Source organism: Acidobacteriota bacterium (assembly GCA_016196065.1).
In the GTDB taxonomy this organism is placed as follows: Bacteria; Acidobacteriota; Terriglobia; order Terriglobales; family Acidobacteriaceae; genus Acidiflorens.
This window is the reverse complement of the sequence record JACPYL010000010.1, coordinates 1,175,860-1,188,235: the sequence shown is the minus strand read 5'-3', so window position 1 is coordinate 1,188,235 and position 12,376 is coordinate 1,175,860. Positions and strand designations below refer to the sequence as shown.

Here is a 12,376-nt window from a genome sequence, read left to right as displayed (position 1 = left end):
CTTCTCACTTAGGCGCACGCGCTTTGGGAAATTTGTGCTCGTGCACTTTCATGTTCACCCGCGCGCCGCGAAAGCTGACGCCCTCCATCTGCAGGCGGAACCTCTGCTCAGCGCCCGCTTCTCCTGGACATTTGATGGCTCCCCCTGCTCCGACCACGCGATGCCAGGGCAGTCCAGGCACCTTCCGCAGAACCTGTGCCGTCTGGCGCGCCGCGCCCACCCAGCCTGCCGCTCGAGCGATGGCTCCGTAAGTCGACACCCGGCCTTTCGGAAGCGAGCGAATGCAGAACACGATTCGGAGGCGTTTCGCTTCCGTCGGCGATTTTGCTTTTGTAGTTAAACGGAATGGTCTTGGCTTTTTCACCGGCGCTCAATGTACAAGAGATTATAGAATCGATAAAACTGGAACACGAAATCTGCATCCCAGGTCGGGAAGGCGCCGGAGAAAAACATGTCACGGGCATCAAGAAGTGCGGTCCTGCTGCTGGCAGTGGCGACTCTTGGTTTTCTAGAAACGAGTTGTGGAACAGACCACTCCCAGGTGCGGTTCGTGCACGCCTCGGTGGATGCAGCCCCGCAGGACGTCGCGGCGGACGGAAAAACAGTCGCAACCGGTCTGGCCTATGGGAATGTGTCGCCGGCAAGCGACTATGTCGTTCTGAGCGCCGGCACGCGAAGAATTGAAGTGCGCGACACGGGAACCACAACCGACCTGATCAATTCAACGATAGCCTTCGCCAGCCAGAAGAAATACACCCTACTCATCGTGGGGCTGGCCAACTCCGTTCCTCCAACCATCGCCGCGCTGCTCAAGACGGACGACAACAGTGCGCCGCCATCCGGCAACATCAAGCTGCGCCTGATTCACGCTGCGTCCGGTCCTACAGCGGGAGATCCTCCGCTGGTAGACGTTTACATCGTGACTCCGGGAACTGACATCACCAATGTCACGCCCACAATTTCCAGCCTGGCGTACCAACAGGCTAGCGACTATCAAAACCTGGCCGCAGCAACCTATGAAGTCATCGTGACCGATTCCACGGACGCCTCAAAATTTCGGTGGTCGGATCAGACATACCCCTTGACTGCCGGACAGATTCGCACCCTTATAACTCTCCACAGTTCCGTTCCAAACAATATGTCCTTACTGGAACTATCGGACTTGAACTAGTCCGAAACCGAGGTGCCCCGTCCAAACTTCGCTTGGGCGGGATTCTAGACATCAGATCCCGATCCAGCCCATGCGGATCAGCCAGAGCGATGTAACCGAAACCACCAGCCACAATAAAATTCCTTGAATCAATGGACGCGGCCCGACTTGTTTCAGCGTGCCGATCGAGATCCCACTCCCAATCAGAAACAGCGTAACCGTCATACCGATCCGCGCCGCCTTGCTGATCCATGGATAGATCGCCGATCCCGCATTCAGATAGGTATTGCAGACTGCCGCGAGGCAAAAGAGCGCGATAAACCACGGCCACTGAATTTTCGCCTTCGCGTGACGAGCCAGCGCGGTGGAGAGCGTCAAAGGGACGATCCACAAAGCTCGCGCCAGTTTCACAGTTGTGCCCACCGCAAGCGCCACCGCACCGTACTTCGCGGCCGCTCCCACCACCGAACTCGTGTCGTGGATCGCAAGCGCAGCCCACAAGCCGAACTGCGACTGGCTAAGATGAAACCATCCGCCGATGAACGGGAACGTCAGTAGAGCCACGGAATTGAGAACGAATATCGTGCCTAGCGACACGGCCATTTCTTCACTGCTGGCTCCTGCCACCGGGCCCACGGCGGCAATCGCACTGCCGCCGCAGATTGCTGTCCCCGTTGAAATCAGAAAAGCTGGAATGCGCTGGACGTTGAGTAACCGCCCCAGCGCCATCCCGATGGTCATTGCGAACGCGATGCCCAGCAGGGTGTAGACGAATCCGCTTCGCCCAGCACGCACGACATCGTGCAGGTTCATGCCAAAACCAAGCCCGACCACGCTCGCCTGCAGAAGAATCCTGGAGAGTTTCGCGGTTGGCTCTGGGTAAGGATTCGCGAAGATAAGTCCGAACGCCAGCCCCAACGCGAGCGCGAGGGGCGGAGAAACCCATCCGCTGGCCGCAAAGACGAGCGCTAACAGGAACAGTATTTTCGGGATCATGAAGGAATTGGGGCCTCGAACGAGGCCCCGGAAAATCTACGCAGCCGACTTGAACGACGCCACTGCGGCCTGTTCATTCTCGAACACTTCAAAGATCGTCACCAACTTCGTGACTTGCAGCAGGTCGTCGACGCGCTGCGTGAGGCTGGCCAGTTTCAAAGCGCCACCGGCGTTCTTGGCAGTCGTATAGAGCGAGACCAGCGTGCCCAAGCCGCCGGAGTCGATATACGTCACGTCGCGCAAATTGAGGACAACTTTCGGACTCTCGCTCAGCAGTTTCTTCACCGCATCCCGCAGGCTCGCGGACTCCTCGCCAAACACAATGCGGCCGCTTCCATCCACGACCAACACGCCGTCCACGGTTCGGGTGCTCAGACGCAATTGCATACATTTCTCCTTGTTCGGACCACGGTCCAGATCACGTGCCGAACAACAGCATTCGACCAGCATCGGTCCAGTGCAAAAGCCTACCGCGCCCGGAGTTTCCGCGCAAGCACCGTGCCCCATTTTTCGTTGCAAAATCGGCCTTTTCGCCATACGAGCGACTCGTTCGGAGCCTGTATAATCAAAAATTCCTCATGAGCTACCAGGTACTGGCCCGTAAGTATCGCCCGCAGAAATTCTCCGACGTCATCGGCCAGGAGCATGTTACCCAGACTCTGAAAAATGCCATCGAGCAGGAACGCATTGCTCATGGCTACATCTTCAGCGGGCATCGCGGGATCGGCAAAACGACGGTCGCGCGCATTCTGGCGATGGCGCTGAATTGCCGTTCGTCGGCAAGACCGGTCCCTGAGCCTTGCGGCATCTGCGAATCCTGCACGGAGATTCGAGCCGGCAACGCAGTGGATGTCATTGAAATTGACGCCGCCACCAATCGCGGCATCGACGAAATTCGCGAGTTGCGCGAAGCGGCGCGCTATCTCCCGGCACGTGACCGCTTCAAGATTTACATCCTCGATGAAGCGCACCAGATCACGGATGCCGCCTTCAATGCCCTTCTGAAGACGCTCGAGGAGCCGCCGTCGCACGTCGTGTTCATGCTGGCGACAACGCAGCCGGAAGATATTCCACAAACCATCCGCTCGCGCTGCCAGCATTTCAGTTTTCGGGCGGTCAAGTTTGCAGACATCCTCGGTCAATTGCGCGAGTTGACCCGCCGCGAAAATATTCCCGCCGACGAAGACGCGCTGGCCCTATTGGCAGAGGCCGGGGATGGCTCGATCCGTGATGCGCTCTCGATTCTCGATCAGGCCATCGCCTCGACCGCCGACCATCTCACGCTCGATTCCGTTCGCCGCCTGATTGGTGCGGCCCCAGCGGGAGCTCTCGAAACGGTGATGCAGGGAGTGTCGGAGAGTTCGAGCGAGAAGATATTGCTGCTGGTCGATGAATTGATCAGCGAAGGACACAGTCCCGCTCACTTCGCCCGGCAGTTGGTACGGTTCCTGCGCAACGTGACGGTTGCAAAAATTGCCGGCAAGGATTCGCCCTTGCTTCAGATTTCTGACGATGAACGATCGCGAGCGGGACGCATAGCCGATCTTTTCAGCGAAGAAGATCTGGCGCGATACCTGCAGATCATGCTGCGGACTCACGGAGAACTCGGCTATCGCCAGGATCAGCGTTTCCACCTGGAACTGGGCCTCCTGAAAATGTCGCACGCGCAACGATTGCTGCCGCTCGAACAATTACTGAGTGACGTAGCGCCATCTGCTTCTTCGACAACTCCGCGACCAGCGGGACGTCCCATGCTGGCACCGCCGAGTGAGGTCCGCCGCACCGAGCCACCCGTTCCGGCACGTTCCAACTATGTGTCTCCGTTTGCCGCCGACTCCGCGCGCAAGGGTGCGCCCAAGGCGGAAACGCAGAACGACATCGCTTCCAGCAGTGCGCGTCCCGCCAGTTCAGGAGGCGCCGTGGTCATCATGGGATCGGCGGCACCGGCAGTCGCTGAAATGGCGGCGGTTGCGGAACTAGCGCCCGAACCGCAGATCGCGACCAGGAGTGAGGTTAAGACTGAAGCCAAGACTGAAGTGAATGCTGAGTCCCTGCGCGACGTTGCCCTGAATGCGCTTGGTGGACAGCCCATGCTGGTTTCCATGCTGGAAACGGCGCAATGGAGCGTGGAAGGAAACGCCTTGATCGCGAAAGTTGCGCTCTCGAGCACGATGATCGATATGTCGTTCACCGCCGATGCGCGCAGGCTTTCCTCCGCTGCGGTCAGCGGTGCAGCAGGACGGCCGATGAAGGTGCAAGTGCTCCCAGGAGGATCGGCACAAGTTGCGTCTCCCGTGCGGCGTCCGTCCGCCAATGGAAGCGCCCGTAGCCGTGCTGAGCTGGACCCGATCGTCCGCAGCATGCAGGAAAAATTTGGAGCGGAAATCAGAACCGTCATCGACTATCGAGAGAAGGAATGAATCAATTTGTAAATTAGCGGTGGAAATCAGCAGCATCGCTGATTGCGGAAGGTTTGAAATTACCAATTTCTTATGTCTTTCAATTTGCAAGAACTGATGTCGCAGGCCAAGCAGCAGTACGAAACGCTGCAGAAGAAGATGCAGGAGACTGTCGTCGATGCATCCGCAGGCGGTGGCACGGTCACGGTAAAGATGGACGGCCGCAAACAGGTGCTCAGCATCGTGATCGATCCTGAAGCCGTGAAGTCGGGTGACGTCGAGATGTTGCAAGATCTCGTTACGGCCGCCGTGAATGAAGCGGGACGCAAGATCGATGAAGCCATGCAAGCGAGCGTAGGCGGAATGATGGGCGGAATGGGACTCAACTTGTAATTTGCAATCTGGCAATTGAAAATCACAAAGCCCACGACTCCCACGACATCGAACAGCAGTAATTACTAATCACCAACAAAAATCAACTTATGTCCAAGTTTGCCGAGCCGATGACCCGGCTGATCGATGAACTCAAAAAGCTGCCGGGCATCGGCAGCAAGACGGCGCAGCGTTTGGCGTTCCATATCCTGCGCTCCAGCGACGACGATGCCGAAGCACTGGCGGGCGCCGTGCGGGACGTCAAGGCCAGCCTGCGCCTGTGCTCCATCTGCAACAACATTACCGACGTCGACCCCTGCGTCTACTGCAGCAGTCCCACGCGCAATCAGAAACTGGTCTGCGTGGTGGAGGAACCGACCAACATCGCGTCCGTGGAAAAGACACGGCATTTCAATGGCGTGTACCACGTTCTCCATGGATCAATTTCCCCGCTGCATGGCGTAGGGCCGGAACAGCTCCGTATCGGCAACCTGTTGACCCGCGTACAGGGTGGACAGATCGAAGAAGTGATCCTCGCCACGAACCCCACGGTCGAGGGAGAAGCAACGGCCAATTACCTGGCCCAGCAACTCCGCCGCCACGGCCTGCGCGTGACCCGGATCGCCATGGGCATCCCGGTCGGCAGCGACATCGAATACACCGACGAAGTCACCATGCTGAAGGCCATGGAAGGACGCAGGGAAATCTAGGCCCGACTGGACCGCACACAAACGTGTGCAATGTTTTGAACACCCTTCTTAGGAAGCTGGCTCGCCGCGACCCCAGCAGATGCGCCGGACTACGTCATTTATCCCTCTATAAATCAGCATTTTACCCATATTCCTAGATCTTTTTGTCGAAGTCGGATCCCTGGCAAACCAGATGCACTTATCCGGGTGTCTGCATCCTCGCTCTCTCTGAACGATTTTGCTGGCGAGGGGGATATCCGGTGCCACCACATCGGCAAACTCCATACCCAGCGCGCCGCGCGTGATGTAACCGCATCGCACACGACGCTCCAGAAACCGGACCAACCAGTCCGGTTTCTTTTTGCGCAAAATATCGATTTCACCGCTGAGACGCCGAGGTCGCCGAGCACAGCTCATGACTGCTTCTCTTGATTGACTTCGCCGTTCTCTGCGTCTCTGCGGTGAATTGCGTCTGACCGTCAATCCCCGGCCATGGGTTCAAGAAACAGGTTGGATTCCTCTTCGGCGGCCACGATCCCCTCAGGCAGGGTGCCCCGGTTATATTCCGCCATTCGGTTCTTCCACTTTAGGAAGTCAGTGATGCTTTGCGGTTCGATGCGCACTTCGACGCGACGCAAACTCGCGAGCAGGAGATTCATTTCGTAACCAAATCCAACCGGGGTGCGCAGATTCTTCGCCGAGGCTTTCGTCTTTTCGATCTCGCGTCCTGCCACTTCGAGCAGTCCCCATCCGGCCGGAAGCTCGTCGATTCGGATAAGTCCTGTCGCCGCCAGATAGAACCGCTCACAACCGACGCCGATTTCCGGCTTGGCGCGAAACGGCTTCGCGCGATCGGCCAGGAAATCTCCGCGCGACACTTTGCATTCCACCAGCACCGAATGGCAGGCTTTCTTCCACCCGATCGCGTCGGGCATCTCGCCGCTGGCGCAGGCTTGTTCGGACAACACCACTCCACAGCGATACCGCCGCAGCCAAGCCACGGCCATCGAAACCAGTTTTGCGTGAGTCACATGCTAAGAATGAATGATGATCGGAGTTTTGAAAAGTGCCGGAGCAGCTACGAGCTACGAGCTTCGATCCACGAGCTTCGCGTTTCGCGGTGGGGTCATTGCCTTATCCGGCAGAGAACTGACGAGTACCGGGCGCCGCAGTACCACTTCCAGCAGATGCCGTGCGGCCGCGACCTGTTGGGCCGACCGGTCGAGCGGGTTGTAACCTGCCGCTTGCAAATGAATCGTTTTGTCATCGAGCGCGATCTTGAGACGAGGCGTGGTGCCGTTGTGGGTATCCAGCGCATTGGCGAGGCGCAACACTCCAGCCAGTTGCAGAACCACTCGGCGATCTCCGAGTTCGAGAAACTGCACACTCTTTTTACGCGGACGCGGCAGGGCTCCGCGATGATAGCGTGCCACCACAGCTGCCAGCTGCAGCTCGCGAGCCGTCCAGCCGAGCGGCTGGGTGAGGTTCCGGATCATCTTGAACGAATCTTTGTGATGCGCCTTGTCTCCCTTGGCCTTCCCCACGTCATGCAGCAATGCAGCTGCGTGCAGGACGTCGCGGGAATCATGCTCCGGGTTCGGTGGCAGCAGTCCCGCCTGCGTCAGCCCGTCATACAGCGAGAGCGACAGTTGAGCGACGCGCTGCGAGTGCATGAAATCGGGATCCAGATAGCTCGCCCAGGTCCGGAGTCGGGCCATGGCCGCGGCACGCAGGTCCGGCCCGGAAGGTAGTGCCGCCCTCCAGACGCGCCACAGAGATTGGTTGCCCACCATTTTTTCGCGATAGCGTTCCAGCCTCTTGGAGCGTTCTTCCGTAAGCTTTTGACGCCAGCGCGTGCGGTGTTCAAGATCGGGAAAAGCGCTAATCTGCACCGCCGTATTCCACAGCACATCGAGGTCGTGGACTTCGCCAAGAAAATCCTGCAGGTCTTTGAGGTCAGCGCCCCAAGCGGCGTGCTCGCACGGCAGAAAATTCTCAACCGTGTAGCGAAACCTTTTAATGCCGATCCGTAATTCGTGGAAAGCCGTCTGGGAGCGCGTGCGAAGCGCCCGCTTGTGCAGGCCATAGGCGGCAGTCCACTTCTCCAGTGCGAGATGTTGGAACACTACGCTGCCCGGACGCACAAGCGCGGCCCGACTCGGCAGATTTCGGCTCCATTGCCGCCACTGTTTACGATCAAACTGCTGCAGTTCTTTCAACGCTTCCTGTTTGCATTCGATTTCCCGGGTACGCACGTGAGCGAGAAGCTTGATCGCGACCGGATCGTCTGCATCGCTGATTTTTTCGATCCAATGCTGCATGACCTGCAAATCACGCAAGCCGCCGAGAGACTGGAAGACTTTCCGCCCGGCTTTTTTCATTTCTTTCCAGGATGGGTCTGGGTCCATCGCCATCAATCCATCCGCGAGCGACCGGCAGCGGCGGATGGCAACGCGCAAATCGTGAACCGGATCTGCTTCGAAGCCCGCGGCGGCGTGCTCGCATTCCACAAGGACGGTCTCCATCCAGGCGCGCAGCCCTAGCTTGCGCTGTGGTTTTGCGGGAGCGGGGACTGGAGCAGTGGGCATCGAATCTTCGTTTCTCAGAGGAAGCTATTGTCGCGTGTTTGCCGTTATACTTCCAGAGCAGACACCGTCGGATTACTCACCTCCGATGCGGATTTCTGCCCAACGAGCCTATCGACAATGAGCAAGGGCCTGAAGATTTTCCTCTACGTAGTCGGCTTTCTAGTGTTGATTCTGGCGTCTGCCATCACGTTTACGGTCGGCTGGCGGCCTTTCCTGGGACCTCGATCACGTGCTCTGACCGACCGGCACTTTGACTCCACGCCTGCCCGCCTGGCGCGTGGAGAATATCTCTCGCGTGCTGTTCTGGGATGCCTCGACTGCCACACTGAGCACGACTGGAAGTCGCCCGGTGGAGCACTCGTGGCAGGGCGCGAAGGGGCAGGACAACTCTTCCCCGGCGAAGGTTTCCCCGGACGCATCGTCGCTCCGAACCTGACCGCCGATAAAGAGACCGGCGCCGGTTCATGGACGGACGATCAACTAGCGCGCGCGATTCGTGAAGGCATCGGCCATGATGGACGCACGCTTTTCCCGCTCATGCCCTATCCGAATTTCCGCCGCATGTCGGATGAAGATCTTGCGTCGGTGGTGGTTTACATCCGCTCTTTGCCTGCCGTGCGCAATCCGCTGCCGCAGACGGAAATTGCATCTCCTGTGAAGTACCTGATTCGCAGCGCGCCGGAACCTCTGACCGCCCCCGTGGCTCCGCCTGATTTATCGACGCCGGAACGAAGGGGAGCGTATCTGGTGACGCTCGCCAGTTGCCAGGACTGCCACACTCCCGCGGTGAATGGCCAGCCTGACCGCGATAAGGCGTTTGCCGGCGGAATGGAATTCAAAGGACCGTGGGGCTACGCGAAGAGTGCGAACATCACTCCCGACAAGACCGGCATTTCCTACTACGACGAAAACCGGTTTGTCGAAGCTCTGCGAACTGGATCTGTGATGGGGCGGCCCTTGAATCCGATCATGCCGTGGGATGGCTATCGGCGCATGACCGACGAGGATCTGAAAGCGATATTCGCCTACCTGAAGACAGTCAAACCGGTGGAGAACCGCGTGCCGCACGCGGCGACGGAATAAGGGTTCAGGTCGACGCAAAAAAAGAGACGAGGCTTGCCTCGTCTCTGCGTCGCGGACTTTCAAATCACTAACAACGAATCACTAAGCACTGTCTCTACGCATTCTGCGTACTCAGGACTTTCTCGCGCTCTTCTGCGTCCTGGCGTACTTCTTTCTCCGAGGTCGGGAGTGCGAACTCCAGGACCTCGTCAATGGTCTTGACGTAGTGCGGAGTCAGTCCTAGCAATTGTTCCGGCGTCAGGTCTTCCTCGACGTTGGTCTGGTTGTCTGCGGGCAGAATTACGTCATGCACCCCTGCGCGCTTGGCGGCGAGAACCTTTTCTTTGATTCCGCCCACCGGAAGCACATTGCCGCTCAAGGTGATTTCCCCAGTCATTGCGGTCAACGGACGAACCTGCCGGCCCGTTAACAACGAGACCAGTGCTGTCACAATCGTCACGCCCGCCGACGGACCGTCCTTGGGGATTGCTCCCGCCGGCACGTGAATGTGGATGTCATGGGTGGCGAAAAATTCTTCGTCGATTCCCAATTGCGAGGCGTTCGAGCGTACCCAACTCAGGCCAGCCTGCATGGACTCGCGCATCACGTCCTGAATCTGGCCGGTAATCGTGAGACCGCCTTTGCCTTTCATCAGGTTCGCTTCGACAAACAGCACGTCGCCGCCAGACGGCGTCCACGCCAGCCCAACCACCACGCCCGCTCGTTTCGTGCGCTCGGCAATTTCGCCTTCGCTGCGAATCTTGATCCCACCCAGAAATTCCACAATGATTTCCTTGGTGACGACCAGTTTCTCCGTCTTCCCTTCCGCCAGCCGGCGCGCCTGCTTGCGGCAGATCGTCCCGATCGTACGTTCCAGGTTGCGGACTCCGGCTTCGCGCGTGTAGTGACGAATCACGAAGCTCACCGATTCGGGAGGAAATTCAATCTGCTCCTGCGTGATTCCGTTTTCTTCAATCTGGCGCGGAATCAGGTACTGGAACGAGATATGAACTTTTTCTTCTTCCGTGTATCCCTGCAGTTCGATGATCTCCATACGATCGCGCAACGGCTCCGCGATCGGGTCGAGCATATTCGCGGTCGTAATGAACAGAACCTTCGAAAGATCGAACGTCACATCCAAATAGTTGTCGCGGAAAGTCGAGTTCTGCTCAGGATCAAGCGCTTCCAGCAACGCCGACGCTGGATCGCCACGGAAATCGCGCCCGACCTTATCGATTTCATCGAGCATGAAGACCGGATCTTTGGTCTCCGCGCGGCGAATGCCTTGAATGATCTGTCCGGGCAAAGCTCCGATGTACGTACGACGGTGTCCGCGGATCTCGGCTTCATCATGCACGCCGCCGAGGGACAAACGCACGAACTTGCGCCCCAGCGCCCGCGCGATCGATTTACCAAGCGAGGTCTTGCCTACTCCGGGAGGTCCGACAAAGCAGAGAATCGGCCCCTTCATCGACGGCTTCAACCGGCGCACGGACAGGTAGTCGAGAATGCGGTCTTTCACCTTCTGCAAATCGTAGTGATCGGCGTCGAGAATCTCTTTCGCTTTCGGAATTTCAATCGCGCCGCCTGAAGTCTTCTCCCACGGCAATACCGCGAGCCACTCGATATAGTTCCGAGTCACCGAGTAGTCGGCAGCCATCGGCGACATGCGAGAAAGGCGTCCGAGTTCCTTCAGCGCTTCTTTCTTCACGTCGTCGGGCATGCCGGCGGATTCGATCTTCGCCTTCAAATCTTCCGTATCGCGCGCGCCTTCATCCTGCTCGCCCAGTTCTTTCTGGATCGCCTTCATTTGCTCGCGCAGGTAGTACTCCCGCTGGGTCTGCTGCACGCGGTCTTGTACTTCGGACTGGATCTTGTTGCGCAGTTGCTGAACTTCCAGCTCCTTCGCGAGATGCTGATTCACTTTTTCAAGACGGGTGCGAACGTCCGTAGTCTCGAGCGTGTCCTGCTTGTCGGACGTACTAAGCGACGGAAGCGACGAGGCGATGAAATCCACCAGGCGTCCCGGCTCTTCAATATTCATCGCGACCGTCGAGAGTTCATCCGAAAGCGTCGGCGAACCGGCAACGATCTGCTGAAACAGGGTCAGCACATTGCGCTGCAGCGCTTCGATTTCAGAATTCTTGGGCGGAATAGTTTCCGGGATGGTCTCCACCTGCGCGCGCATGAACGGCGTGAGCTGCGAAAACTCCGTCAGCCGCACACGCTCCAGGCCTTCCGCGAACACGAACAGGCTTTGGTTCGGCATCTTGACCACTTTGTGGACAATTGCGAGCGTCCCCACGGTGTACAGGTCGGTAGGCTGAGGGGCGTCCACGCGCGCTTCGCGCTGTGCGACCACCACAATCGTTTTGTCCTCACCCAGCGAGTTGATTAACTGGACTGAACTGTCGCGACCCACCGTCAGCGGCAAAACCGCGTGCGGAAACAACACCGTGTCGCGCACCGGCAGAATGGGCAAGGAACGTCCCGAAGTATCGTAAGTAGTGATTTCGGTCTGATCTGATTTCGTCATACTTTGACCTTGAGTGACTTTCACTCAACCTTGGATGATCCCATTCGCAAAAAAGATGCAGGGCTTTGCTCTAGGCCGTTGAATTCTAGACGTTTTTAGGTTTTTTGCAAGACACACAAGGGTGCGTGACCCCTGGGGTAGGCCCAGGGTGGCGGGAGCGCCCGGAATGGTGCGCTCCCTGCCGGTCAAAACGGGCTCACTTAGATCTAAAACACGTGCCGGGCGAGGTCGCCTTTGAAAATTAACTCGTGCAGTACCCGTTGATTAGCCGCGTTGAGGGTGTAGATCTTCTGCGTATCCGAGGCTTTCTCCTGCAACGGCACCAACGTACATTTCGCTCGAACTTCGGCCGGCTTGCGAACTTTCAATTGCCGGAAAATCATGATGTGATCTTGGCCTTCCATCACATGCCGAATTTCGTAGTCGCCTACGGGAAGCATGGTGTCGGCAATCCAGACCTGTTCGGTGAAGCTCACTTGATACCGGTTCGCCACTCCCATCGGATTCTGGCCAGCTACGGCAAAGGCACACAGCACAAGAATGCAACTTACAACAACAATCCCTGCAAATCTCATATGACGCAT

At 57.9% G+C, this 12,376-nt stretch carries 12 protein-coding genes; 5 read left to right on the top strand and 7 right to left on the bottom strand.

Annotation, left to right across the window (positions count from 1 at the left end):
- Positions 1–4 precede the first annotated feature (4 nt).
- The gene (locus HY010_08245; GenBank protein ID MBI3475710.1) at positions 5–364 is read right to left on the bottom strand and encodes an MGMT family protein; all 360 of its coding nucleotides are present in this window, start codon (positions 362–364) and stop codon (positions 5–7) included.
- 87 nt (positions 365–451) lie between these two features.
- Here HY010_08245 and HY010_08240 point away from each other — a divergent pair, with 87 nt between their 5' ends.
- The gene (locus tag HY010_08240; GenBank protein ID MBI3475709.1) at positions 452–1,171 is read left to right on the top strand and encodes a DUF4397 domain-containing protein; all 720 of its coding nucleotides are present in this window, start codon (positions 452–454) and stop codon (positions 1,169–1,171) included.
- 51 nt (positions 1,172–1,222) lie between these two features.
- Here HY010_08240 and HY010_08235 read toward each other — a convergent pair whose 3' ends face one another.
- Positions 1,223–2,146: a putative sulfate exporter family transporter gene (locus tag HY010_08235; GenBank protein MBI3475708.1), complete on the bottom strand. Its 924-nt coding sequence runs from the start codon at positions 2,144–2,146 to the stop codon at positions 1,223–1,225.
- Between the two features lie 36 nt (positions 2,147–2,182).
- Positions 2,183–2,533, bottom strand: a complete 351-nt coding sequence (locus tag HY010_08230; GenBank protein MBI3475707.1) for an STAS domain-containing protein — start codon at positions 2,531–2,533, stop codon at positions 2,183–2,185.
- A 191-nt stretch (positions 2,534–2,724) separates the two neighbouring features.
- Here HY010_08230 and dnaX point away from each other — a divergent pair, with 191 nt between their 5' ends.
- From dnaX to recR, 3 genes are all read left to right on the top strand, one after another.
- Complete coding sequence (dnaX, locus tag HY010_08225; GenBank protein MBI3475706.1) at positions 2,725–4,566, top strand: DNA polymerase III subunit gamma/tau; 1,842 nt, start codon at positions 2,725–2,727, stop codon at positions 4,564–4,566.
- Positions 4,567–4,638: 72 nt separating this feature from the next.
- Positions 4,639–4,938, top strand: a complete 300-nt coding sequence (locus tag HY010_08220) for a YbaB/EbfC family nucleoid-associated protein (GenBank protein ID MBI3475705.1) — start codon at positions 4,639–4,641, stop codon at positions 4,936–4,938.
- Positions 4,939–5,027: 89 nt separating this feature from the next.
- Positions 5,028–5,627, top strand: coding sequence for a recombination protein RecR (gene recR / locus HY010_08215; protein ID MBI3475704.1), 600 nt, complete (start codon positions 5,028–5,030; stop codon positions 5,625–5,627).
- A gap of 458 nt (positions 5,628–6,085) precedes the next feature.
- Here the strand turns inward: recR and HY010_08210 are convergent, their stop codons facing one another.
- Both HY010_08210 and HY010_08205 read right to left on the bottom strand, forming a co-directional pair.
- Complete coding sequence (locus HY010_08210; GenBank protein MBI3475703.1) at positions 6,086–6,637, bottom strand: hypothetical protein; 552 nt, start codon at positions 6,635–6,637, stop codon at positions 6,086–6,088.
- A 54-nt stretch (positions 6,638–6,691) separates the two neighbouring features.
- Complete coding sequence (locus tag HY010_08205; GenBank protein ID MBI3475702.1) at positions 6,692–8,194, bottom strand: CHAD domain-containing protein; 1,503 nt, start codon at positions 8,192–8,194, stop codon at positions 6,692–6,694.
- Positions 8,195–8,311: 117 nt separating this feature from the next.
- On the opposite strand from HY010_08205, the gene HY010_08200 reads away from it, so the two are divergent.
- The gene (locus HY010_08200; protein MBI3475701.1) at positions 8,312–9,277 is read left to right on the top strand and encodes a c-type cytochrome; all 966 of its coding nucleotides are present in this window, start codon (positions 8,312–8,314) and stop codon (positions 9,275–9,277) included.
- Positions 9,278–9,371: 94 nt separating this feature from the next.
- Here HY010_08200 and lon read toward each other — a convergent pair whose 3' ends face one another.
- Together lon and HY010_08190 are read right to left on the bottom strand one after the other, a co-directional pair.
- Entirely contained in the window at positions 9,372–11,792 is a 2,421-nt protein-coding gene (gene lon, locus HY010_08195; protein MBI3475700.1) for an endopeptidase La, read from the bottom strand.
- Positions 11,793–11,998: 206 nt separating this feature from the next.
- A complete protein-coding gene (locus tag HY010_08190) occupies positions 11,999–12,376 on the bottom strand; it encodes a hypothetical protein (GenBank protein ID MBI3475699.1) in 378 nt (125 codons plus the stop codon).